The sequence below is a fragment of the Agrobacterium pusense genome (genome assembly GCF_013285525.1).
GTDB classification, from domain to species: domain Bacteria; phylum Pseudomonadota; class Alphaproteobacteria; order Rhizobiales; family Rhizobiaceae; genus Agrobacterium; species Agrobacterium pusense.
Window position 1 is genome coordinate 1,266,332 of sequence record NZ_CP053857.1, and the last position, 24,566, is coordinate 1,290,897.

20 protein-coding genes are annotated in these 24,566 nt (G+C 59.4%); 8 read left to right on the forward strand and 12 right to left on the reverse strand.

Annotation, left to right across the window (positions count from 1 at the left end; translation table 11 throughout):
- The first annotated feature begins 24 nt into the window (after window positions 1–24).
- Both HQN82_RS19430 and HQN82_RS19435 read left to right on the forward strand, forming a co-directional pair.
- A complete protein-coding gene (locus HQN82_RS19430; RefSeq protein ID WP_004437703.1) occupies window positions 25–990 on the forward strand; it encodes a glycosyltransferase family A protein in 966 nt (321 codons plus the stop codon).
- 51 nt (window positions 991–1,041) lie between these two features.
- Entirely contained in the window at window positions 1,042–2,007 is a 966-nt protein-coding gene (locus HQN82_RS19435; RefSeq protein ID WP_173615644.1) for a polysaccharide pyruvyl transferase family protein, read from the forward strand.
- Between the two features lie 171 nt (window positions 2,008–2,178).
- On the opposite strand, the gene HQN82_RS19440 is transcribed toward HQN82_RS19435, so the two are convergent.
- Window positions 2,179–3,168 (reverse strand): glycosyltransferase family 2 protein, encoded by a 990-nt coding sequence (locus HQN82_RS19440; protein WP_173615645.1) that lies wholly within the window; start codon window positions 3,166–3,168, stop codon window positions 2,179–2,181.
- 109 nt (window positions 3,169–3,277) lie between these two features.
- Window positions 3,278–3,556: an exopolysaccharide production repressor protein gene (locus HQN82_RS19445; RefSeq protein ID WP_004437712.1), complete on the reverse strand. Its 279-nt coding sequence runs from the start codon at window positions 3,554–3,556 to the stop codon at window positions 3,278–3,280.
- A gap of 339 nt (window positions 3,557–3,895) precedes the next feature.
- Here HQN82_RS19445 and HQN82_RS19450 point away from each other — a divergent pair, with 339 nt between their 5' ends.
- Complete coding sequence (locus tag HQN82_RS19450) at window positions 3,896–4,162, forward strand: DUF6074 family protein (RefSeq protein ID WP_004437715.1); 267 nt, start codon at window positions 3,896–3,898, stop codon at window positions 4,160–4,162.
- Window positions 4,163–4,233: 71 nt separating this feature from the next.
- Here HQN82_RS19450 and HQN82_RS19455 read toward each other — a convergent pair whose 3' ends face one another.
- Both HQN82_RS19455 and rpsU read right to left on the reverse strand, forming a co-directional pair.
- The gene (locus tag HQN82_RS19455) at window positions 4,234–5,133 is read right to left on the reverse strand and encodes a tetratricopeptide repeat protein (protein ID WP_173615646.1); all 900 of its coding nucleotides are present in this window, start codon (window positions 5,131–5,133) and stop codon (window positions 4,234–4,236) included.
- 133 nt (window positions 5,134–5,266) lie between these two features.
- Window positions 5,267–5,494, reverse strand: coding sequence for a 30S ribosomal protein S21 (gene rpsU, locus HQN82_RS19460; protein WP_003508541.1), 228 nt, complete (start codon window positions 5,492–5,494; stop codon window positions 5,267–5,269).
- Between the two features lie 316 nt (window positions 5,495–5,810).
- Between rpsU and HQN82_RS19465 the strand changes: the two genes are divergently transcribed.
- The 5 genes from HQN82_RS19465 to HQN82_RS19485 are packed head-to-tail and all read left to right on the forward strand — an operon-like array spanning window position 5,811 to window position 11,304.
- Window positions 5,811–7,064, forward strand: coding sequence for a sarcosine oxidase subunit beta family protein (locus HQN82_RS19465; RefSeq protein WP_003522141.1), 1,254 nt, complete (start codon window positions 5,811–5,813; stop codon window positions 7,062–7,064).
- Window positions 7,064–7,474, forward strand: a complete 411-nt coding sequence (locus HQN82_RS19470) for a hypothetical protein (RefSeq protein WP_173615647.1) — start codon at window positions 7,064–7,066, stop codon at window positions 7,472–7,474. The genes HQN82_RS19465 and HQN82_RS19470 overlap by 1 nt, the downstream gene beginning before the upstream one ends.
- A gap of 11 nt (window positions 7,475–7,485) precedes the next feature.
- On the forward strand, window positions 7,486–7,800 hold the full coding sequence (locus HQN82_RS19475; RefSeq protein WP_173615648.1) for a sarcosine oxidase subunit delta: 315 nt from the start codon (window positions 7,486–7,488) through the stop codon (window positions 7,798–7,800).
- The gene (locus HQN82_RS19480) at window positions 7,797–10,757 is read left to right on the forward strand and encodes a sarcosine oxidase subunit alpha (protein WP_173615649.1); all 2,961 of its coding nucleotides are present in this window, start codon (window positions 7,797–7,799) and stop codon (window positions 10,755–10,757) included. The genes HQN82_RS19475 and HQN82_RS19480 overlap by 4 nt, the downstream gene beginning before the upstream one ends.
- The gene (locus HQN82_RS19485) at window positions 10,750–11,304 is read left to right on the forward strand and encodes a sarcosine oxidase subunit gamma (protein ID WP_006698104.1); all 555 of its coding nucleotides are present in this window, start codon (window positions 10,750–10,752) and stop codon (window positions 11,302–11,304) included. Before HQN82_RS19480 ends, HQN82_RS19485 begins: the two co-directional genes overlap by 8 nt.
- Here HQN82_RS19485 and HQN82_RS19490 read toward each other — a convergent pair.
- The 8 genes from HQN82_RS19490 to HQN82_RS19525 form a co-directional block, all read right to left on the reverse strand.
- Window positions 11,301–12,344: a DUF2332 domain-containing protein gene (locus tag HQN82_RS19490; RefSeq protein ID WP_173615650.1), complete on the reverse strand. Its 1,044-nt coding sequence runs from the start codon at window positions 12,342–12,344 to the stop codon at window positions 11,301–11,303. The genes HQN82_RS19485 and HQN82_RS19490 overlap by 4 nt on opposite strands.
- Window positions 12,345–12,365: 21 nt before the next feature.
- Window positions 12,366–12,854: a MaoC family dehydratase gene (locus tag HQN82_RS19495; protein ID WP_173615651.1), complete on the reverse strand. Its 489-nt coding sequence runs from the start codon at window positions 12,852–12,854 to the stop codon at window positions 12,366–12,368.
- A 54-nt stretch (window positions 12,855–12,908) separates the two neighbouring features.
- Window positions 12,909–14,864: a glycogen debranching protein GlgX gene (gene glgX / locus HQN82_RS19500; RefSeq protein WP_173615652.1), complete on the reverse strand. Its 1,956-nt coding sequence runs from the start codon at window positions 14,862–14,864 to the stop codon at window positions 12,909–12,911.
- 197 nt (window positions 14,865–15,061) lie between these two features.
- Complete coding sequence (locus HQN82_RS19505; RefSeq protein ID WP_173615653.1) at window positions 15,062–16,690, reverse strand: alpha-D-glucose phosphate-specific phosphoglucomutase; 1,629 nt, start codon at window positions 16,688–16,690, stop codon at window positions 15,062–15,064.
- Between the two features lie 4 nt (window positions 16,691–16,694).
- Window positions 16,695–18,137: a glycogen synthase GlgA gene (gene glgA, locus HQN82_RS19510; RefSeq protein ID WP_173615654.1), complete on the reverse strand. Its 1,443-nt coding sequence runs from the start codon at window positions 18,135–18,137 to the stop codon at window positions 16,695–16,697.
- Window positions 18,138–18,142: 5 nt separating this feature from the next.
- Window positions 18,143–19,405 carry a glucose-1-phosphate adenylyltransferase gene (glgC, locus tag HQN82_RS19515; protein WP_004437759.1) on the reverse strand — a complete coding sequence of 421 codons (1,263 nt, stop codon included), beginning with the start codon at window positions 19,403–19,405 and terminating at the stop codon, window positions 18,143–18,145.
- 21 nt (window positions 19,406–19,426) lie between these two features.
- Entirely contained in the window at window positions 19,427–21,634 is a 2,208-nt protein-coding gene (gene glgB, locus HQN82_RS19520) for a 1,4-alpha-glucan branching protein GlgB (RefSeq protein WP_004437762.1), read from the reverse strand.
- Window positions 21,634–24,096 (reverse strand): glycogen/starch/alpha-glucan phosphorylase, encoded by a 2,463-nt coding sequence (locus tag HQN82_RS19525; protein ID WP_004437765.1) that lies wholly within the window; start codon window positions 24,094–24,096, stop codon window positions 21,634–21,636. The genes glgB and HQN82_RS19525 overlap by 1 nt, the downstream gene beginning before the upstream one ends.
- Window positions 24,097–24,566: the final 470 nt, after the last annotated feature.

A 24,566-nucleotide genomic window follows, 5' to 3' on the forward strand; every position in this document is an offset into this window, starting at 1 on the left:
TTGATCAACGCAAGGGGCGAAACAATGGCAAGATTTACTGTCGTCATTCCCTACTATCAAAAGCAGCACGGTGTCCTGGGACGTGCACTCGCATCGGTTTTTGCGCAGACCTACCAGGACTTCGATCTTGTCATCGTCGATGACGAATCGCCATACCCGATCGATCAGGAACTTGCGGAACTTTCGCAAGAACAGAAAGACCGGATTCTTGTCATTAAGCAGGCCAATGCCGGCCCGGGCGGCGCCCGTAACACCGGTCTGGACAATGTGCCTGACGGCACCGACTACGTTGCCTTTCTTGATTCCGACGATATCTGGACGCCCGATCATCTGCGGAATGCGGCCTTTGCGCTCACGACCTATGGCGGCGAGTGCTACTGGGCGTCCATGCAGGCAAGTGACGAATTTTATTATCATTTCGCCATTTCCGAGCTGGAGAAGAATGAGGGTGCGGCACGGCTTTCGGAGAAGCCGCTGGTGATCGAACTGCCGGATCTCGCAAGCGTCATGCTGCGGAACTGGAGCTTCCTGCATCTCTCCTGCATGGTGATCGGTCGTCCTCTTTTCGAGAAGATCCGTTTCGATCCGGCGCTCAGACTGGCGGCGGAAGACGTGCTGTTTTTCTGCGATTCCATCCTTGCATCGAAGCGGACACTGCTCTGTGACGACGCCGGCGCGATGCGCGGCATGGGCGTCAATATCTTCCACAGCATCGACAATACCTCGCCGGAATTCCTGCGCCAGCAGTTCAATACCTGGGTGGCGCTCGATACGCTGGAGGGACGTTTTTCTCGCCGGCCGGCCGACGTGGCGTCCATCGCTTCCTATAAAAACACCGCGCGCAAACAGGCTCTCTGGAGCCAGGCTGGCAACCTGAAACGGCGCAAGGCTCCCGAATTCGGTTTGCTCCTGAAATGGGCAATGCGCGATCCGGCACTGCTGCGCGCCGCTTTCGAACTCGGCGCCGGAAAAATCGTCCGCTCCAGATGAGCGAATTTTCGCCCGCAACAATTTATATGTTTTTCACCCAGGAGTGACCTCATGAAACCTTACCACTGGGAATCTCATCACGGAAATTTCGGTGACGATCTCAACCTGTGGCTGTGGGACTTTCTGCTTCCGGGCCTGCGCGATGTGCATGACGATGTCATGCTCGTGGGCGTCGGAACGGTGCTCAACGACGTTCTTTTGCCCGCCAAGCAGCGCAAGCTGGTGATTGGCAGCGGCTATGGTTATGGCGCGGTGCCGGATACCGGCACCGAGTTCTGGGATATCCGGTGTGTGCGCGGCGAAAAAACCGCCGCCAAGTTGGGGCTCGCTCCCGAAAAAGGCATTGTCGATCCCGCCGTGATGGTCACCGAGATGCCTGATTTCAAAGGGCTGCCAAAGCTCCACAAGAAGACTTTCGTCCCCCATTGGGAATCGGCGGAATTCGGCATGTGGGAAGCCGTCTGTGAACCGGCAGGACTCACCTATCTCGACCCGCGCGGCGAGGCAAAAGCGGTCATCCGCGCCATTGCCCAATCGGAATTCATCGTGGCTGAATCCATGCATGGTGCAATCCTTGCCGATGCCTTCCGCGTGCCGTGGGTCGCCGTCAGCACTTCACCATCGATCAACAGCTTCAAATGGAGCGATTGGGCCGGCAGCGTCGGAGTCGAATATCAGCCGCGCTATGTGCCGGTTTCAACCCGCGCGGAAGCGGCGAAAAAGGGCTCACGCTTCTGGGGCATTAGCTTCCCGCCACCGCCCGCCCCCGTTGTCACCGCCGATTCCGTCTCTCCGCTTGAGGGCCGGGCGCATGAGGGCGATGTAATGGTGCGTCCGCAGGAAACGCAATCCCGCTCGTTGCGGAAGCTCGCCAAGCAGGTGCTGGCTGCACCTTCCACACTGGCGCTCTGGCAGGCAAGCCGAGCGGAACCGCGTCTTAGCCCGGATGGCAGACTGGAGGAACGCAAGGAGCGTTTCGCCGCCGTTCTGGAAACGGTAAAGCGGGATTATCTCTAGAGGTGAGGAGCGGATGCCGCAGGGAATTTTCTGCGGCTTTTGCTTGAGGACACCGCCATGCTTCGGCCTGTCCCGAGCATTTGCGACTGAACGCTTAGAGGATACGTGAGCAAATCCCCGGGACAAGCCCCGGGGCGGACGGCAGAGATTTGTCGTGAGTTGTCTTTTCCCTTAGGAAACCGGCGTGCCGTCCAGCAGATAACGCACGTCCCGCACCGGCGCCGCTTTGCGGAAGCGGGCGGTCTTGTCGCTCCAGATACCGCGTGTAATGGCGGGCAGGGCGGGCAGACGCGCAAGGGCGTGGCTCAGCGCTCCGCTCACACCCTTCTGTTTTTTTGTATCGAGAAAATGGCGAAGCTCGAATTTGGCGCGGATGTGTTTCTCGTGCTCGCGCAGGATCGCCGTTTCCTCTGCCGAGAGCCGGCAACCGGCGAGAATCGCCCTGTCTGCTTCGTAGAGAAGACGGAGATCTTCGGTTCGGTGGCGGCCACTCAGCGAGTTGCCGCGAACGATCGCACCGTAACCGCAATGACGGATGACCTTGTAGCGCGCGCCGGCCGCCAGCGCGCGCACGTAAAGTTCGTAATCCTCGCCAAGTCGCAGAGCCTCGTCATAACGCAGCGCATGTTTGTCGAGAAAGGCGCGGCGTATCACCGGTTTCAGGAAGCCGGTTTCCCCGCGCTCCACACCCGGCCTGGAAATATTCCCTTCCACGAATTCCGTCAGCGACAAAAACCGCGCCTGGGGCTCGAAGCGGGCCGGCTGCATGGAGGACGCGCCCGGAACGGATTGCTGGATGAAGGCGATATTATCGGCCACGAGGTCCCAGTCGTCATCGGCCAGCATGGCAGCGAAACGGCCGTGGAAGAAAAAATCGTCCGCGTCGAGAATGCTGATGAGGGGAGCGGAGGAAATCGAGATGGCATGATTGCGCGCAGCCGATGGCCCGCGGTTGACGTCGAATCGCACCACCCGCAGGCGGCCCGTGCCGTCATCCGCCGCATGCGCCACGTCGCTCGTTGTATCGGTGGAACCATCGTCGATCACCACGACTTCGCCGACCTCTGGCTCCGCAAGGGCGGAACGAATGGCGATATCGATGGTATCAGATGCATTCTTTGCAGCGATGATGACGCAAATGGGCTGTGAACCGCTCACCATGGGGTGTCCTTCTGCTTTGACGAACCTTCAGGATTTGGCCAGCAGAAAGTGTCAGCGATATGGATGCAAGCGATTTTTTGCGATGCAATAAAAGCGGATGCGAAAAAACTTACATATCCGTCAGCTTTGCCCCATGCGGCGGTGCGCTTTTCGCGGTGTCTGCTGCAATTGTTTCAGCGCTGAGGTCCCGGGAAAAGGTCTCCCGCATCCGGCGTTTTTCACGGGCGACCAGAACCAAAATCGCCACGAAGTAACCGACTTGCAGAATGACTGCGCAAATGAGGGTCTGAATGAACGCCGTATAGAAGGAGCCGTGGATGAAATATGTCGCAACCGCAAAAGCAAGCAAAGCACCGATCATGCTGAAAAAAACACGAGGTGCATACATGTTGCTCTCCTCCCGAGAACGATTTCTCCATTTTTGACTGCGCTGCGGCATTTTTCTTCTTTGCAGGAAATATACGATGAGACCGGTGCTGTTTCAACACACATATACTTCTTCTACCTCCCGCGGCATGAAATTTCGGTAATCTTGATTGGTAAATTCCTCAGTAACTGCCGATTCGCATCGATGACGTCGGCCAGACAACAGTGATGCCTGCTTCTGATAAGTCTAAAACCGCCTCCGGTGCAGGCCTTGCGGAGTGTCTGGCCCGCTCTGCAGACTTCGTTAACCATCTCGCCTTTAAAAAGTCGGTATTGATTCCTCGAAGAGCAGGGTGCCCGCGTGACGACGAGTTCAGAAGTAATCGCCTTTCCGGCAAAGAACCGCATTGCCGACGTAAAACGATGTGCAACCATGCTCGACCGGCTGCATGGTGTGGAGGCGAATGATTTCTGGCGCAGGGAGTGCCGTGAACTGGCCGCCCGTCTGACGGCGCTTGGCTATGAGGACGCCGCGATGCGGCGCGAGGTCATGGAATTTCAAAACGCCGTGCAGGCTGAATTGTGGGCGGTGGATGCCGCGCCCGAGGCACGCCGCGACAGCCATTGATGGTTCTTTTTCTTCATTAAAAAAGCCGGCGGGTTATAAACCAGCCGGCTTTTTTATTGGTTCCGGACGCCTTAGGAGGCGCCAGCGGCGCCGCGCGTGCGGGCAACGCCATCCAGTGCGGGCTTGTATTTGGGATCGAGTCGCGCCGCATGCGCATAGGACTTGGCCGCCTTGGCCATCTCACCGCGTCGCTCATAGACCAGCGCCTGGTTGGCCCAGGATTCCGCCACATTCCCGTCAAGCGAAATGGCGTGATTGAAATCCGCGAAGGCGTTTTCGTCGTCATTGAGCGCGACGTAGGAAAGGCCGCGACCGTTATAGGGCTCCGGTGACGTCGATGACAACGAGATTGCCTTGGAGAAGTCCTCGATGGCCTGGGCATGCTGGTTACGCAGCTGGTAGATCAGGCCGCGATTGTGCCATGCGCGACCGTCGGTGGTTTCCAGCTCGATGGCGCGGGAGAAATCGTTGAAGGCTTCGTTGACGCGTCCGGACTGCCGGTAAAGATTGCCGCGACCGATCAGCGCCACATCGTAGCTCGGATTGATCTGCAGGGCGGCGTTGTAGTCCTGAAGTGCCTGCTGCTGCTGGCCGCTATTGCGGTAAACCAGCGCGCGGTTGGCATAGGCCTGGTAAAAGCGCGGGTTGAGCTGCAGCGCCTTGTTGAAATCTTCGATGGCGCGGCGCGAATCGCCGGCGCGGCCGTAGGCCGAGCCGCGGACGTTGTAACCCTCGGGATCCTGCGGATTGGCGTTGATGACCGAGGTGAGCGAGGCGATATTTTCCTGCGAGCCCTGTGCGCGGTCGATCCGGAACACATCTTCCGTCTGGTTGGATGTCGCGCAGCCGGAAAGACCGGCAAGGACGGCGCAGACGACCAGAGAAGCGCGGAACCCTCTGTTGTTTTTTAATTGCAACCGGCGCGTGGAGGCATCGGCGTTTTTCACAACACAGGCGTCGACAGCGATCATTCGGTGTGGGTTCCCTCGCAGGCCGGTCTCACGGTCGTTTTCAAGAGCGTTCTCCGGCCACAAACACAAAGAGCGGCGGCGAATTGATCGCCCCCGCCCAACAAGCATTCAAAAACGTCCAAAAGACGGCCTATTAACGGCCTGCGCGGGGGCCAGCAACCAGACCTTCGCGCTGTGCACGCTTGCGTGCCAGCTTGCGAACGCGGCGAACGGCTTCAGCCTTTTCGCGAGCGCGCTTCTGGGAGGGCTTTTCGTAATAATCACGCATCTTCATTTCACGGAAAATGCCTTCGCGCTGCATCTTTTTCTTCAGGGCGCGGAGCGCCTGATCAACGTTATTGTCGCGGACTAGTACCTGCACGTTAAACCCGTTCCTTTAGTTTGGTTATCTTGCTGTGTGAATAAAGGCATTCGCACGCAAACAAAAAGTGGTTCATCCGGCTGTTGAGCCGGGCGATTGGTGACGTGCAATAACAGATCATTTGCAGCAAGTCCAGCCGGTAGCGCATATTCAGCCACAAAATGCGCGCCGTCCCGCAATCTTTCGGCCATGTCGAAACAAAACCATTGCCGCGTCGCAAAATGGATATTGCCTCCCATCCCGATTTGCCATGTGTATGATACGGGCCGGGGCTATGTTCCAGGCCTCTGGCCGGTTCTCGAGGAGCAGATTGCGAATGCGCAAATATTCCGTTTTTGCCGTGGCGCGTGAGGCGCTCAGGGGTCATAAGGGCTGGGATGCGCAATGGGCCTCACCCGAGCCGCGCAAGGACTATGATGTCATCATCATTGGCGGGGGCGGCCACGGTCTCGGAGCGGCATATTATCTTGCCAAGGAACATGGCATTACCAATGTCGCGGTTCTGGAAAAAGGCTGGCTCGGCGGTGGCAATACCGGCCGCAACACCACCATCATCCGCTCCAACTATCTCTATGAAGAGAGCATGGATATTTACGAGCATTCCCTGAAACTGTGGGAAGGCTTGAGCCAGGATCTCAATTATAACGTCATGTATTCTGCGCGCGGCGTGATGATGCTGTCGCACAATATCCATGACCGGCAGTCCTTCAGCCGTCATATCAATGCCAACCGTCTTTATGGCATCGACAATGAGTGGCTGACGCCGGAGCAGGCAAAGGCGTACTGTCCGCCGCTCGACATATCCGGCAATGCGCGTTACCCGATCAATGGCGCAGCCCTTCAACGTCGCGGCGGCACGGCACGCCATGACGCTGTCGCCTGGGGTTATGCGCGCGCGGCCTCCGACCGCGGCGTGCATATCATCCAGAACTGCGAGGTGACCGGCATTCGCCGCGGGCCCGATGGCGCGGTGACGGGTGTCGAGACCAATCGTGGCTTCATCGGCGCAAAGAAGATCGGCGTATCGGCCGCCGGTCATTCCTCCGTCATCATGAAGATGGCAGACGTGCGCGTTCCCCTGCATTCCAACCCGCTGCAGGCGCTGGTTTCGGAGCCGCTGAAGCCGATTTTCCCCTGCGTTGTCATGTCCAACACCGTGCATGCCTATATTTCGCAGTCGGACAAGGGCGAGCTGGTGATCGGAGCTGGCACCGACCAGTATAATTCCTACTCCCAGACCGGTGGTCTCCAGATCATCACCCACACGCTGGACGCCATCTGCGAGCTGTTTCCGATCTTCCGCCGTGTGAAGATGATGCGGCAATGGGGCGGCATCACCGATAACACACCTGATCGTTCCGCCATCCAGAGCGTGACGCCGGTGCCAAACCTCTTCGTTAATTGCGGCTGGGGCACCGGCGGCTTCAAGGCGACGCCGGGTTCCGCCAATCTCTTCGCGCATCTCATCGCCCGCGGTGAACCGCATCGCCTGGCGGCCGGGCTGACGCTTGACCGGTTCCGCACCGGCCGCCTGATTGATGAGGCTGCCGCTGCCGCGGTGGCGCATTGATGCTGGCGGCGGCCATGCTTGCGATCAATATATCAGGCGCGGCCGAGGCCGTGCCCGCCGGTAGCGTCATTCCCGGGGGCGAGGATTTTCGCAGCCAGAAGATTGCGAAGATGCAGGGTGAGAAAGACTGGCCCTTCACGGCGGAAAAAGGCCTGCTTTTGTGTGCTCCCAGTCTCGCGAACAAGATGGTTTATTTTGTCGGAGAGAATGAGGATGGCGAGCAGGATTATCCCTTCGCGATCGACACCGACATGATGGCGGTTGCCATCGTCAATATGGGCCGGGCCTCGGCGTTGCGCCCCTTCGATAATTTCGAGCAGCTTTTAAAGCGGCTTTCCCCTTTTGTAGCCATGGGGAAGCGGCTGTGTGACCAACCCGCCGGAACAGCGCTTCCGGAAAATTCTCTCTAGGTGGAGCGACGATGCTTCTGATCCATTGCCCCTATTGCGGGGAAGACCGTTCCGAACTGGAATTCCGCTGGGCGGGCGAGGCCCATATCGCCCGGCCGGAAAACATCGCCGATATCTCCGACGAGGCCTTCGCGGAATATTTCTTCATTCGCGACAATGACAAGGGCCTTGTTTTCGAGCGCTGGCGTCACATTCACGGCTGCGGCCGCTTTTTCAACGCCGCCCGTGATTCGGTGAGCGACAAATTCCTGATGACCTACAAGGCGGGTGAACCGAAACCCGATATCGAAACGGTCCTTTCCGCAGAAAAGGGAGCCGGGCAATGAGCGGCGACTATCGTATCAAGGGCGCAGGCCGTCTCACGCCGGCGAGAACCGCTCGCTTCACCTTCGACGGCAAGATCTATCCGGCGCTGGAGGGAGATACGCTTGCATCAGCCCTTCTGGCCAATGGCGTGCATCTGATCGGCCGTTCGTTCAAATATCACCGTCCGCGTGGTTTCCTCTCCGCCGGGCCGGAGGAGCCGAATGCGCTGATCGACGTGTCGCGCGACAGCCTGCGCAAGCAGCCCAACGTGCGTGCCACGGTGCAGGAAGTGTTCGACGGGGCGATTATCGCCTCGCAGAACCGTTTCCCGTCGCTGTCTTTCGATCTGAGCGCTATCAACGATCTTCTGTCGCCGATGTTCGCGGCCGGTTTCTACTACAAGACGTTCATGTGGCCGAAGGCCGCCTGGCACAAGATTTACGAACCGCTGATCCGCCGCGCCGCCGGCCTCGGCAAGGCGCCGAGCGAGCCGGATGCGGACCATTATTCCGGCCGTTACGCCCATTGCGACGTGCTCGTCGCCGGTGCAGGCCTCGCCGGCCTGACGGCGGCGCTTGCCGCGGCAAAAACCGGTGCCAGCGTCATTCTGGTTGATGAGAATGCCGAGATTGGTGGTGCGTTGCGCTTCGATACTGGCGCTGTAATCGACGGCCTGCCCGGTTATGAATGGGCGCAGAAGGTGCTTTCCGAACTGCAATCCATCCCCAATGTGCGGGTTCTGACGCGCACGACGGCTTTCGGTTATTACAACCACAATTTTGTCGCGCTTGCCGAACGCGTCACCGATCATCTCGCGACGCCGGCCAAACATCAGCCGCGCGAGCGCCTGTGGCAGGTCCGCGCCAAAAAGGTCGTGCTCGCGGCGGGTGCAATTGAGCGCCACATGGTCTTCGCCAACAATGACCGGCCTGGCATCATGCTGGCTTCGGCCGCCCGCACCTATCTGAACCACTACGGCGTCGCCGTGGGCCACAATGTCGGTGTCTACACCGCTCATGATTCCGCCTATGAGACTGCCTTCGATCTGAAGAAGGCCGGGGTGAAGATCGCCGCCATCGTCGATTGCCGCGAAAATCCGGACCAGCGTCTGCTGGACGAGGCCCGGGCACTCGGCATCGAGGTGCTGGCGGGTCACAGCGTTTACAATACCGCCGGCCGCCTGCGCGTATCTTCCATGACGGTCGGTCGCAATGGCGGGTCGAACAAGCGCAAGATCGCCATCGACGCGCTTGTTGTCTCCGCCGGCTGGACGCCTTCAGTGCATCTGTTCTCGCAATCGCGCGGCAAGCTGAAGTTTGACGCGGCTAACCAGCGTTTCCTGCCTGACATCCATGTGCAGAACTGCGTCTCCATCGGCGCCTGCAATGGCACGGATGATCTTTCGGCGCTGATCGCCGAGGCCGCGGCTGCGGGTGGCGGCGCGGTGGAGTTTTCCGGTGAAAATGCCCGGGCCTGGACAGGCGGCATGATTGGTGCGGCGGAGGGCGCAGGCGAGGGCACAGGCGTCAAGGCTTTCATCGATTTCCAGCACGATGTCTGCGCCAAGGATATTCGCCTTGCCGTGCGCGAGGGCATGCATTCAGTCGAACACATCAAGCGCTTCACCACCAATGGCATGGCGTCGGATCAAGGCAAGATGTCGAACATGCATGGCCTTGCCATTGCATCGGAAGCGCTTGGCCGGGATTTGCCCAAGGTCGGCCTCACCACCTTCCGCCAGCCCTATACGCCGGTTACTTTCGGCACGCTCATCAACCATTCACGCGGCGCGCTGTTCGATCCCGCGCGCAAGACGCCGATGCACGACGAAGAGCTGGCGGCTGGCGCGGTATTCGAGGATGTCGGCAACTGGAAGCGTGCCTGGTTCTTCCCGCGGGCGGGCGAGGACATGCATGAAGCGATCAACCGTGAATGCAAGACGGTTCGTGAGAGCGTCGGCGTGTTTGATGCCTCAACCCTCGGAAAAATCGAGGTGGTTGGCCCGGATGCGGCGAAGTTCCTGAACCTCATCTACACCAATGCCTGGGATACGTTGAAACCCGGCCGCTGCCGTTATGGCATCATGACCCGCGAAGACGGCTTCGTTTACGATGACGGCGTTGTTGGGCGCCTGGCCGAAGACCGTTTCCACGTAACGACGACGACGGGCGGCGCGCCGCGCGTTCTCCAGCATATGGAGGACTATCTCCAGACCGAATTCCCCGATCTCAATGTCTGGCTGACATCGGCAACCGAACAATGGGCCGTGATTGCCGTCCAGGGGCCGAAGGCGCGCGAGGTTATCGCGCCTTTCGTCGAGGGTATCGACCTTTCGCCGGAGGCCTTTCCGCATATGGCGGTGGCGGAAGGCAAGTTCTGCGGCGTGCCGACGCGGCTTTTCCGCGTCTCCTTCACCGGCGAACTCGGTTTCGAAATCAATGTGCCTGCCGATTACGGCGCGGCCGTCTGGTCTGCAATCCGGGAGAGGGCGGAAGCCGTCGGCGGCTGCCTCTACGGTACCGAAACAATGCATATCCTGCGTGCCGAAAAGGGCTATATCATCGTCGGGCAGGATACGGACGGCACCGTGACGCCCGATGATGCCGGGCTTGGCTGGGCTGTCTCCAAAAAGAAAACGGATTTCGTCGGCATTCGCGGTCTGAAACGCCCCGATCTAACGCGCTCCGGCCGCAAACAGCTTGTTGGCCTGAAGACGAAGGACCGGCTGACCGTTCCGGACGAGGGCGGTCAGATCGTTGCCGATCCGAACCAGCCAAAGCCAATGACCATGCTCGGCCACGTCACCTCCGCCTATTGGTCGGAAAATCTCGGCCATTCCATTGCTTTCGCCTTGGTGGCGGATGGCAGGGCGCGCATGGGCGAAACGCTCTATATTCCGCTTGCTGATAAAACCATTGCCGTCGAAGTGACCGACATGGTCTTCCTCGACAAGGAAGGAGCCCGTCTCAATGGCTGATATGCTGCACGCAAAACGCAAATCCGTGCTTGAGGATTTTCACGGCGGTTCGCCCTTTGTATCGCTGAAGCCTGCGGCTTCTGCCTCGCGGTTGTCGCTGCGGGCACGCGAGAGCGCCGTGCCGGCGCTGTCCGAAGCGCTCGGTCTTGCCTTGCCGACCAGCCCGAAAAGCTCGGTCACCTCTGGTCTGCGATCCGCTCTGTGGCTCGGCCCGGATGAATGGCTGGTGATCGATCAGGGCGAAAGCGATCTCATGGTGGCGCTTGCCGGCGTTTCCGGCCTGTTTTCGGCAACTGATATTTCCCACCGCAACACCGCCATCATCGTTTCCGGCGCTGGCGCGGAAGCAGCTCTCAATGCCGGCTGCCCGCAGGACCTTTCTCTTGCGAGGTTCCCGGTAGGTGGCTGCTCACGCACTATTTTCGGCAAGGCGGAAGTGGTCCTGCTGCGCACGGGGGATGACACATTCCGGGTGGAGTGCTGGCGCTCCTTCGCGACCTATGTCGGCGGGCTGCTGCAGGAGGCGGCTGAGGACGTGGCGGTTTAACTCTCTGTCCAACCCCGCCATTCCACCCATCGCCCATGGAAATCGGCGCGGCCGATTTCCTGCTTTTCGCCGCCCGGCCAGATTTGAAGCATAATTGCAGCACCGCCGGGCGTCGCATCCGCTTCCATTTGCAGCCGGGCAAGCGGGGCGTCCCGCGTGGCGCGGGTGCCGGCCTCGGCAATCACAGTCTCGCCGGCCTGTTTCAGGTCATCGGGCAGATATTGCCAGGCGACGGAATGATAGATGACATGGGCAGCGCCCGGATATTGCGTCGCAAGGCGGCGTTGCAGCCAGTCGACAGCGTCGGCCTTCTCGACATGCAGAGCGTGTTCCATCGCTATGCGCAGGGCGGCGGCCGTTCGTTCGAGCCTGTCCGTCTGGTCGGCCCAGACATAGGACATCAGCCGCAGACGATCTTCCGCGGATGACGGATCAAGTGGGTTGATATCGCAGCCGGCGCGCTCGATAACGTCGATCCGCTCATGGGCGGGGGTGTCGCCGCGCCACTCCGGTGACAGGAAAACATCGGACTGTTCACCCCAGACGAGATCGCCGAGGCGATATCGGTAACGGTCAAATTGCAGGTTGAGGCCAGCGCTGGCTCCGACTTCGGAAAGCACCAGCGGCTTGCCCGTCATTTTCGCAATCGAAAGAAAGCCAGGCAGCAGAACGGCAGAACGGCGAACCTCGTTGGTCTGCGGCGGTGATTGCAACCTTTCGAGGATGAAGGCGGAATGAAAACGCAGGGCGTTTGCACATGCCTGCCAGAGCGCTTCTTCGTTTTCCGGCGGAATATCGGCGAGCGGCGCGATCTTTTCCTCTATGGCAAGCGCATGAAGGGCGCCGGCCAGCCGTAGCGGTACGGAATCTCCGGATGGGCCGACATCGCCGGACCAGGACAAAATTCGCTCGCCGACCTCTGTCTGGCGGTCGAGCCTTGTTGCCATGGCGCGGCAAAGCCGTGCCGTGAAGGGAGAGCCGAGGCTGTCGCAGGCTCTTGCCTGAACGAGAAACGCATTCCTCACGGCTTCGTCATGCATGCGGTCTCTCCCTCGTGGGTTTCAGGCGTCTTCCGGCCTGTCCTCCGGATTGAACTGGCTGATGGTGGTCCAGCGCGCGGTTAGCGCCGGCTTTTTCTCGTTTTCGATTTCCACCGTCACATCATAGGTGGTCATCAGCAGGGAGGCTCCGCGAAAGCGCGTCTCCGCCAGGGTGAAACGGCCGCGCACGCGAGCACCGCTTTTGACCGGAGCGACGAAACGAATGGCGTCGAAGCCGTAATTGATGCCCATGGTCTGCTCGCGAATGCGCGGCAGGGCGTCGTAATTCAGGGCCGAAAGCAGAGACAGCGTCAGGAACCCATGCGCAATGGTGCCGCCAAAGGGACTTTCCGCTTTGGCGCGTTCCGGGTCTGTGTGGATGAACTGGTCATCCAGTGTTGCTTTTGCGAAGCTGTCGATCATTGTCTGGTCGACCGTGATCCAGTCGGAAACGCCCATTTCTGTGCCAACGTGGTTTTTCATCTCGGCCAGCGCAATTTCTTTTGTCATGTTACCTCGTCCGCATTGTCTCCCGCGACTTATACGGCTCGTGACGCGACGGGATCAACCGCGCAGATAAAACACCACCGAACGGGCTGGAAGGAAGGCGGGGCTACCGAAATCCGTGCCGATGGCGGCCCAGCCATCGCCCGGCAGGGTGAAAGGCACGATCTCACGGCTGCGGTTTATCAGCACGGCAAGTTCAGCGTCGGCACCGGTTTCCCGGTCGAGCGTGGAAAGCACCATGGCAAAAGCCTGCGCAATTGGCCTTTCCCAGTCTGCCGTCGTCATCGGCTCGCCGGCGGGGGCGAGCCATGTCACATCGCCATGGCCTGAGAAGAAGCCTGTCCCCGAAAACACGTCGAAACGTTTGCGCAATGAAGCGAGAAAGGCCGTATGGTCGATCAATTCGCGGGAAAGCGATGACCAGTCGACCCAGCTTATCTCATTGTCCTGGCAATAGGCGTTGTTGTTGCCTTGCTGGCTGCGGCCGCCCTCGTCGCCCGCCGTGAGCATCAGGGCGCCGCGAGAGACGAAAAGCGTGGAAAGCAGCGCCTTCACATCTGCAATCCGGGCTGCTCCAATGACGGGATCGTCTGTCAGCCCCTCAAAACCATTGTTCCAGGAATGGTTGTCATTGTGGCCGTCGCGATTGCTCTCGCCGTTTTTCTCATTGTGCTTATGTTCGTGGCTGACGAGATCGTACAGGGTGAAACCGTCATGGGCAGCGAGAAAATTGACGCTGCGGGTGTTCTGGCGGCCATGGCGGGAAAAGATCGGCGAGGAACCGGAAAGCGCATCGGCCAGCGCCCCGGTCGTGCCGGCGTCCCCGCGCCAGAACCGGCGCATGTCATCGCGGGCGCGATCGTTCCATTCAAGGAAGCTTTCCGGAAAATTGCCGAGCTGGTACCCGCCGGGGCCGATATCCCACGGTTCGGCGATTAGCAGGCGGTCATAAAGCAATGGGTCCGAACGCATGGCCGAGAGCGTTTCGCTTGCCATTTCGAAGCCATTGGCCGTTCGTCCGAGCACTGTGGCCAGATCAAAGCGGAAACCGTCCACGCCGGCACTCAGAACGAAATGCCTGAGAGAATCGATAATAAGCTGCCGGATATAGGGATGGTCGCAGGCGACCGTGTTGCCGGTGCCGGTATCGTTGACCAGAACCCCCGGTTTGCCCGGCGGGTGACGAAAGGCGGTGAGATTGTCGAGCCCGCGCAGCGATAGAACCGATCCTTCGATATCGCTTTCACCCGTGTGGTTGAAGACCAGATCGAGAATGACGCCGATGCCCTGCGCATGCAGCGCTGCAACCGTCTCGCGCAGTTCCCGCACGCCACCGGGACAGAGTCGCGGATCAAGCGCCATGAAGCCGACGGGATTATATCCCCAGGCATTGGAAAGGCCGAGAGGCGGCAGGTGACGCTCGTCGATCCACGCGGTAATCGGCATCAGCTCCACCGCGTCGACGCCGATTTTTTTCAGGTGGGCGAGGATGGCGGGATGGGCGAGCGCGGCGACGGTGCCCCGGATGTCTTCCGGCACCTCGGGATGCAGCTGCGAAAAGGACGTCACGGAAAGTTCGTAAATCAGCCCACCTTCGGTGAAAAGCGGGGGTTGGCGCTTGAGCGGCTCATGGCTGGCAAGAATTGCCTTGGGCACGATGTGGCCCGTTTCCTGACCAAAGGCAAAAAGGGCTGGATCATGCCGGAAGCAACGGTCTATCTCCGTGGCATAGGGGTCGAGCAGCAACTTTGCGGGATCGAACCACAGGCCATGTTCGGGCGAATAAATACCGTGAGCGCGAAAGCCGTAACGCGTACCCGGGCCAGCGTCGGAGACGATCAATCCGTGAATGTCGCCTTCGCCGCGCACCATTGGCAGGCGCGCCATCTCTTTTTCCCCGGCCGTATCGAAAAGACAAAGATCGATCTGGGAGGCGTGCCGGGAATAGACCGTGAATTCCGTTCCGTTTTCCGTCTGCAGCGCGCCTTTGGGGAAAACGGAAGGTGTCTGCATTATCTGTCTCCGCTAGATAATATCTCTTTTGAAAGGTATCGGCAGAATAGGAGGGTTGGAAACCCTCCTCCGTCATCCTCGAGCAAGCCCGAGGATGACGCCGAGCAGGGCGGCGGACGTGTCACTCCAACGAGTTGCTTTGTGAACTCATCGTATTGTGCCCGGCGCTCTCAGGAGAAAGCAGCGCCGCAGCCAGCTTACGTGATAACGCTCGGCGCGCTTCGTCCCGTATGGGCCTTGATGCCGGCGATCGTATCGGCAACGGCAATCAGGTCGGCGAGCGCTTCCTGCGTTTCGATGCCGTGACGCGCCGCGTCCGGCTCGTAACGCTCGACATAGAGACGAAGTGTGGCACCTGCCGTACCGGTGCCGGAAAGGCGCAGCACGATGCGCGAACCGCCTTCGAACAGGATGCGGATACCCTGGTTCTTGCTGACGGACTGATCGACCGGATCGTGATAGGCAAAATCATCTGTCGCGGCGACCTTCAGATTGCCGTAGCTGGTGCCGGGAAGCGTCGCGAGCTTTTCGCGCAGGGTCGCCACCAGCGTGTTGGCGGCGTCCGAATCCACTTCCTCATAGTCGTGGCGGGAGTAATAATTGCGGCCATATTCGGCCCAGTGCTTGGTGACGATGTCCTTCACGCTTTCCTTGCGGGCGGCGACGATGTTCAGCCAGAAGAGCACGGCCCAGAGACCATCCTTCTCACGTACATGATTGGAGCCTGTGCCGAAGCTTTCTTCGCCGCAGATCGTCACCCTGCCGGCATCCATGAGGTTGCCGAAGAACTTCCAGCCGGTTGGAGTCTCGTACATGCCAAGGCCGAGCTTTTCGGCGACACGGTCAGCTGCCGCACTTGTCGGCATGGAACGAGCGATGCCGGAAATGCCTGCCGCGTAACCGGGCGCCAGTCTGGCATTGGCGGCGATGATCGCCAGGCTGTCTGATGGCGTGACGAACATGCCCTTGCCGACGACCATGTTGCGGTCGCCGTCGCCATCGGAAGCAGCGCCGAAATCGGGGCCTTCCGGGCTCATGACATCGTCATAAAGCTCCTTGGCGTGGACAAGGTTAGGGTCGGGGTGATGGCCGCCGAAGTCCGGCAGCGGTGTAGCATTGCGGACCGAGCCCTTTGGAGCGCCAAGCCGCTTTTCGATGATCTCAACGGCATAAGGGCCTGTGACGGCGCTCATGGAATCGACCACGACCTTGAAGCCGCCGGCGATGAGGGCACGGATGGCATCGAAATCGAACAGCTCTTCCATCAGGGCGGCATAATCGGCGACCGGATCGATCACCTCGACCGTCAGCTCATCCACCTTGAAGCTGCCCACCTTGTCGAGGTCGATATCGGCGGCGTCTGAAATTTTGTAGCTGTCAATGACCTTGGAACGGGCGTAGATCGCGTCGGTGATCTTTTCCGGGGCGGGACCGCCATTGCCGATATTGTATTTGATGCCGAAATCTTCGGTGGGGCCGCCGGGATTGTGGCTGGCGGAGAGCACGATACCGCCGAAGGCCTTGTATTTGCGGATGATGTTGGATGCGGCCGGCGTGGAGAGAATGCCGCCCTGACCGACCAGAACCTTGCCGAAGCCGGCGGCGGCGGCCATCTTGATTGCCTTCTGGATGACTTCGCGGTTGTAGTAACGGCCATCGCCGCCGATCACCAGCGTCTGGCCTTCAAAGCCCTCAAGTGCGTCGAAAATCGACTGGATGAAGTTCTCGGCGTAATTTTCCTGGGCGAAGACGGGCACCTTCTTGCGCAGGCCTGAAGTGCCCGGCTTCTGGTCCTGATAGGGCTTCGTCTGAACAGTCTTGATCATTGGTTCAATGGCCTTTCGAAATAAGCTGGCTGTAAAGCGCGGCGTAAAGGCCGGCGCTCTTTTCCCAGGAAACATCGGATTTCATCCCGAGTTTCTGCATTTGTGTCCATAGTTTCGGGTCGTGATAATAACGGATGGTCCGGCGGATCGCCTGTTTGAGACCATCAAGCGTGACGGGGGAAAATTGCACACCAGTCGCCGACTTGTTGGCGATGGCGGCATGGTTGGCGTCGATCACCGTGTCTGCAAGGCCGCCGGTGCGGGCGACGACCGGAACGCAGCCGTAACGCAACGCATAAAGCTGGGTGAGGCCGCAGGGTTCGAAGCGCGAGGGGATGATGATCGCATCGCAACCTGCCTGCATCAGATGCGACAGCGGCTCATTATAACCGATGGCGACACCGACGCGCCCATGGTGGCGGGACGCCGCCGCCAGTAGCGCGCCTTCCAGCGCCACATCGCCCGCGCCAAGCACCACCAGACGGCCGCCGAGGGAAACGATCTCGTCCACGGCTTCGGCCATGAGGTCGATGCCCTTCTGCCAGGTGAGGCGGGAGATGACACAAAACAGCGGGCTGTCATCGTCATCGATGCGAAAATGTTCGGCGACAGACTTCTTGTTCAGGGCCCGGTTTCTGAGATTGGCGGCGGAATAATTGTCATGGATCAGATGATCCGTTGCCGGGTTCCAGACGTCCGCGTCGATGCCGTTGACGATGCCGTGCAGCACATGGGCGCGGCTGCCGATAACGCCGTGCAGGCCCATGCCGAATTGCGGGGTGAGGATTTCCTCGGCATAGGAGGGACTGACGGTGCTGAGCGCCGTCGCCGTCTGCAGTCCGCCCTTGAGGAAACTCACATCGTTATAATATTCCACGCCCTCCATGCCGAAAGCATGGGCTGGTAGCCCAAGCTTGCTGAAGATGTTGGCGCCGAACTGCCCCTGGAAGGCAATGTTGTGAATGGTGAGCAGGCTCGGAATTTCAGGCGTTTCGGCATAACGCATGTAGACTGGCGCCATGGCAGCCTGCCAGTCATGAGCGTGCAGAAGATCCGGCCGCCAGTCGGGAAATTCGCCGGCTGCAATGCGGGCCGCCGCCAGCGAAAGCGCCGCAAAGCGCTTCCAGTTGTCGGGATAATCCTTGCCCGTCTGGTCCAGATAGGGCCCGCCGGAGCGCTCGTAATAAGCGGGCGAATCGAGGATGAGGAGATCCAGTCCCTCGTGCCGGCCTTCGAGCAGATCGGCCTTTTCGCCCAGCAGGTCGGTGAATTCGTAACATTTCACCGCGTTCGTCACGGCAGCTTTCACCGCCGGATACCCGGGTATCAGCGTGCGCGTCTTGACGCCATAGGCTTCGAGCGCGATGGGGAGCGCGCCGGCAACATCGGCGAGCCCTCCGGTCTTGATCAGGGGGTAGATTTCGGATGAAACCGAAAGGACATTCATCGGCGCTACAGGTCCAGCTTGTCGATCATCGATTGGGTGATAAGGCAGATGCCGTTTTCGGTACGGCGGAAACGTTTGGCATCCAGTTCTGGGTCTTCTCCTACAATCAGTCCTTCCGGAATGACCACGCCATGGTCGATGACGACATTGCTGAGCTGGGCATGACGCCCGATCTTCACACTCGGCAGTACTACGGCATTCTCAAGGCGGGAGTATGAATTGGCGCGCACGCCTGTGAACAGAAGGCTGCGGTTGAGCGACGCACCCGAAATGATGCAGTCACCGGAAACGACCGAAGACACGGCGGAACCACGGCGGTTCTCGTCGTCATGGACGAATTTTGCCGGCGGGGTGATTTCCGCATAGGTCCAGATCGGCCAGGATTTGTCGTATATATCGAGGTCAGGCACCACATCCGTCAGGTCGATATTGGCCTGCCAGTAGGCGTCGATGGTGCCGACGTCCCGCCAGTAGGGGCCATGCTCGAAATCCGAACGCACGCAGGAGTCTGCGAAGCGGTGGGCGACGGCTTTGCCGTGTTTCACGATATAGGGAATGATGTCCTTGCCGAAATCGCGGCTGGAAGTGGGGTCTGCGGCGTCGCGGCGCAGCGCTTCCATCAGAAATTTCGTGTGGAAGACGTAGATGCCCATGGAGGCGAGCGCAAAACCCTCATTGCCGGGAATGCCGGGCGGATCGGCGGGCTTTTCAATGAAATCGATGATCTCGTCTTTTTCATTCACATGCATGACGCCGAAGCCCGTTGCTTCCATACGCGGCACTTCAAGGCAGCCGATCGTCACATCCGCACCGGAATCGACATGCTGCTGGAGCATGTATTCGTAGTCCATTTTATAGATATGGTCGCCGGCGAGGATGACCATATATTCCGGCCCATAGGGCTCGATAATGTCGATGTTCTGGTAAACCGCGTCTGCCGTACCTTCATACCATTGCGTTTCGGAAACGCGCTGGGAGGCGGGCAGGATGTCGAAGCTCTCATTACGTTCAGGGCGGAAGAAGTCCCATCCACGCTGCAGGTGCCGAATGAGGGAATGCGCCTTGTATTGCGTGGCGACGCCGATGCGGCGAATGCCGGAATTAAGCGCGTTGGAGAGCGCAAAATCGATGATGCGCGCCTTGCCGCCAAAATAAACGGCGGGTTTTGCCCGGCGATCCGTCAGTTCCTTCAGGCGGCTGCCTCTGCCGCCCGCGAGGACATAGGCCATTGCATCACGCGCCAAAGGCTGAACTCTTTTTTCCGACATGGTGTCCTCCCTCTCTGTCTGTCAGTTTTCCGGCTCGAGCATAATCGTGGCGAGCGGCGGCAGGACGAGCATCGCCCCGATATCGCCGCCGGCATCGACCGCCTGAACGCGTCCGCCATTTCCCTTGCCGCTGCCGCCATAAATTTCGGCATCGGTGTTGAGAATCTCCCTCCACCGCCCCGCCTGGGGCAGCGGCACATAATAGTTTTCCCGATAGACCGGGGTGAGGTTGCAGATGACCGCGACCGGCTTTTCGCCGGGCGCCGTGCGCAGCCAGGCGAAGACGGAATTCTCGTGATCATCGACCACAAGCCAGCGGAAGCCGTCGGGTTCGCAGTCCCGGGCATGCAGGGCGGCTTTGGATCGGTAGGTGAGGTTGAGATCACGCACGAGGCGGCGCATGCCCTCATGCATCGGATATTGGCGCAGGTTCCAGTCGAGCGCGCCCTTTTCGCTCCATTCGCTCCACTGCGCAAATTCCTGACCCATGAACAGCAGCTTCTTGCCGGGATAACCCCACATGAAGCCGTAATAGGAGCGGAGATTGGCGAATTTCTGCCAGTCATCGCCGGACATTTTGGCGATCAGCGACCCCTTGCCATGCACGACCTCGTCGTGGGACAGCGGCAGCACGAAATTTTCGGTGAAGGCGTAAAGCAGGCCGAAGGTCAGTTCCTGATGATGGAACTTGCGATGCACAGGCTCCCGCGAGAAATAACTCAGCGTGTCGTGCATGAAGCCCATATTCCACTTGAAACCGAAACCGAGACCGCCCTCATGAACGGGCTGCGACACTTTCGGCCAGGAGGTGGATTCCTCGGCAATCGTCATGACGCCCGGATGGGTGCCATAAACGAGGGAATTCATCTTCTGCAGGAAGCGCACGGATTCGAGATTTTCGCGCCCGCCATATTCGTTCGGGATCCACTCACCTTCCTTGCGGGAATAATCGAGATAGAGCATCGAGGCGACTGCATCGACGCGCAGGCCGTCGAGATGGAATTTTTCAGCCCAGTAAAGCGCGTTGTTGATGAGGTAGGACATGACCTCGACGCGGCCGAAATTATAGATCGCCGTGTTCCAGTCGGGATGGAAACCCTGACGCGGATCGGCGTGCTCATAGAGCGCCGTGCCATCGAACCAGCGAAGTCCATGTTCGTCGGTGGGAAAATGGGCGGGAACCCAGTCCAGCAAAACGCCGATGCCAACCTTGTGGGCGCCATTGACGAAGCGGGCAAACCCTTCGGGATCGCCAAAACGTGCGCTTGGGGCGTAGAGACCCGTCGTCTGGTAACCCCAGGAAGGGTCATAGGGATGTTCCGTAATCGGCAGGAACTCGATATGGGTGAAGCCCATATCCGTACAATAGGGAATGAGCTGGGCGGCGAGCTCGTCCCAACTTAGGAAGGTGCCGTCCTCACGACGCTGCCAGGAGCCGGCATGGACCTCATAGATGCTGATCGGCTGGCGACGCTGGTCCACCTGCGCCCAATGCTCCCTATGGGCCTGATCTTCCCATTTTTGTGTCAGTTCAGACGTAGTGACGGAAGCGTTCTTCGGCCGCAACTCGGCGCGGCGGGCATAGGGGTCGGCCTTCAGCGGCAGCAGCTCGCCGTTTGCACCGAGAATCTCGAATTTGTAGGCGCAGCCGGCATAGACGTCGGGCGCGAAGATTTCCCAGATGCCCGTATCCTTGCGGAAACGCATCACATGCCGGCGGCCGTCCCAATTGTTGAAATCGCCAACGACGGAAACGCGCCGCGCATTCGGCGCCCAGACGGCGAAGTGAAAACCTTCAACGCCTTCGAGCTTCAGCGGGTGCGCGCCCATCTTGTCGAACAGCCGCAGATGCGATCCTTCCCGGACGAAATAATCATCCATGGGGCCGAGAACCGGGCCGAAGCTGTAGGGGTCTGTCACAGCCCACTCGGCATCATCGCGGCAGGCGCGGTAACGCACCGGCTGGCGTTTGGAAATATCGATCGGGCCTTCAAAAAAGCCGTCCGGGTCCAGCTGTTTCAATTCGCCCACGAAATTTCCGTCCAGCGTCAGGACGGAAACCTCCTCGGCACCCGGAATGAAACAGCGGGCAGAAAACCCTTCCGGCGTTTCGTGAACGCCGAGAAGGGCAAAGGGATTGGAATGCAAACCGCTCTTGATCGCCTCGATTTCAGCCTTCGTGATGTCGCCAGTCTTTTTCTCGTCGGCCGAATTGAGCGGTTTTTTCATCAGGCTCTCCAGATCTCGGTGGCATATTGGCGGATAGTCCTGTCGGACGAGAACCAGCCCATGCGCGCCGTATTGCGCACTGTTTTGGCGTACCAGCTATCCGGATTACTCCAGATCGCATCTACTTCTCGCTGCGCACCGGCATAGGCGTCGAAATCGGCGGCAACCATGAACCAGTCGCTGTTGTAAATACCGTCGATCAGGCCGGCGAATCGTGAGCGGTCATCCGGCGAGAAGACGCCTGATGCTATGGACGAAAGGGCCTGCGACAGTTCCGACGATCCTTCGATGATCGCGCGGGGATTGTGACCCTCTGCACGGGCTCTGGCCACCTCATCGGCCGTCATGCCAAAAATGACGATGTTTTCTTCACCGACATGATCGCGCATTTCAACGTTGGCGCCATCGAGCGTGCCGATGGTGAGTGCGCCGTTGAGGGCGAATTTCATGTTGCCGGTGCCGGAGGCTTCCATGCCAGCCGTCGAGATCTGTTCGGAGAGATCGGCGGCGGGTACCATGATTTCCGCGAGCGAGACGTTATAGTTCGGAACAAATACCACTTTCAGAAGCCCGCGCACGGCCGGATCGTTGTTGATGACCCGGGCAATATCGTTGGCAAGCTTAATGATCAGCTTCGCGTTGTGGTAACTCGGCGCCGCTTTGCCTGCAAAGAACTTAACGCGCGGAACCCAATCCAGTTCCGGGTGAGAACGAATCTGGTCGTAAAGCGCGACGGTTTCCACGAGGTTCAGAAGCTGGCGCTTATATTCATGGATACGTTTGATCTGGATGTCGAACATGGCCGACGGATCGACGCGAATGCCCATGCGCTGCGCCACCGTATTGGCAAGGCGCACCTTGTTCAGACGCTTCACCTCGGCGAATTTCTCGCGGAACGCGGCATCGTCGGCGAAACGGTCGAGCGCTGTCAGCTTTTCCGCATCATCGAGGAAATCGTCGCCGATCGTTTCGCGAAGCAGGCTGGTGAGGCCGGGATTGCACTGCATCAGCCAGCGGCGCGGTGTGATGCCGTTGGTCTTGTTGTTGATACGGTCAGGATAGAGGCCGTGGAGATCGGCAAAGACCGTCTCCTTCATCAGCTCGGTATGGAGGGCAGAAACGCCGTTGATCGAATGAGAGCCGATGAAAGCGAGATTGCCCATGCGCACGCGGCGCTCGCCGCCTTCATCGATGAGCGAGATGGAGCGGATCTGCTGATCCGCCATCTTCTTTTCCTTGCGGGCAAAGAGCAGCGTATTTGCGTTGATGGCGTAGACGATCTGCATGTGCCGGGGCAGAAGACGTTCGAGCAGCGGCACGGGCCAGCTTTCCAGCGCCTCCGGCAGCAGCGTGTGATTGGTGTAGGAGAAGGTACCCTGGGTGATCTTCCAGGCCTCATCAAATTCCAGCCCGTGCACATCGCATAGAAGACGCATCATCTCCGCAATGGATATGGCCGGATGTGTATCGTTTAGCTGGATCGAGACCTTTTCCGGCAGCGAAGTAAAATCCGGATATTGCTGCAGATGGCGGCGCAGAATGTCCTGCAAGGAGGCGGAGGAGAAGAAGAATTCCTGCCGCAGGCGCAGTTCCTGACCGGCAGGCGTCGCGTCAGCAGGATAAAGAACCCGCGTCAGGCTCTCCGCCTTGTTGCTTTCACGCAGCGCGCCGATGTGGTCGCCAGCGTTGAAGGCAGCCAGCAGAATGGGATCGATCGGCTGTGCCGACCAGAGGCGGAGCGTATTGACGCGCGTGCCGCGCCAGCCGACGACCGGCGTGTCATAGGCCATGGCGATGACGCGTTCGGCCGGTTTCCAGACGAAACGCTGCGGATCTTCATAACCGCCGATTGTCTCCACCGATCCGCCGAAGCCGATTTCATAGGAGCTTTCGCGGCGTTCGAATTCCCAGGGGTTACCGTGGGCAAGCCATGTTTCCGGCAGTTCCACCTGCCAGCCATCTGCCATCTGCTGGCGGAAGAGGCCGTGCACGTAACGGATGCCGTAACCATAGGCGGGGATATCAACGGTCGCCATGGATTCCATGAAACAGGCGGCGAGACGGCCAAGGCCGCCATTGCCGAGCGCGGCATCCGGCTCCAGCCCGGCGATGACGTCAAGATCGACGCCGAGGGAGGACAGCGCGTCGCGGATTTCATGCATCAGGCCGATATTGGAGATGGCGTCGCGCATCAGGCGGCCGATCAGGAATTCGAGCGACAGGTAATAAACGCGCTTGGAATTGTTGGCATAGGCCTTGCGGGTGGATTCCATCCACTTGTCGATGATGCGGTCGCGTACGACGAGAATGGTTGCGGTCAGCCAGTCATGCGGCTTGGCAACCTTGACGTCCTTGCCGATACGGTAGGTGAGGCGTTCGATGATTTCCGACGCCATGATTTCCGGGTTGGAACTGCGCGGCGCGGGACGGGGGAGATCGGCGGCGTTGAGATTATTGATCATTGGTCGGTCAGCACCTTGGTGGGAGGAGAGGGTCTGATGAGGTCGATCCGTGTTGCCTTTGCTGATGCCAGTTTATGCATCGATATGGAGGTGTGGCAACAGCAATTTTTTCGGAAAGTTGAACGGCTTAGGGTGATGAAAAATAAGAATTTTTACTCTGCGTTCCGAGGATCGCCGAAGGGATTGCCGGCCCATTATGGGTCGGTCCTGAACGGGTTTGCACGGTCGTCGCGATGGCGGGCAACGTGCAAGAAAGGGAGAGGCTGCAACACTTCTAAATGGTTCACCGGTCCTGAAATCTGTTTCGCTCTAATATTCCGTTTTGCGCGTCGAGCCGAAAATCGTGCTTATTCCGATCCGACGCCGTGGACCACACACTAGCCTTCGCGGCTGCAAAAATTCAATGAAAATAAACGAGGCATCGCGGCAGCCGCACCGGTCGACGGAAGCGACGCCGCGAAACCGGGAAA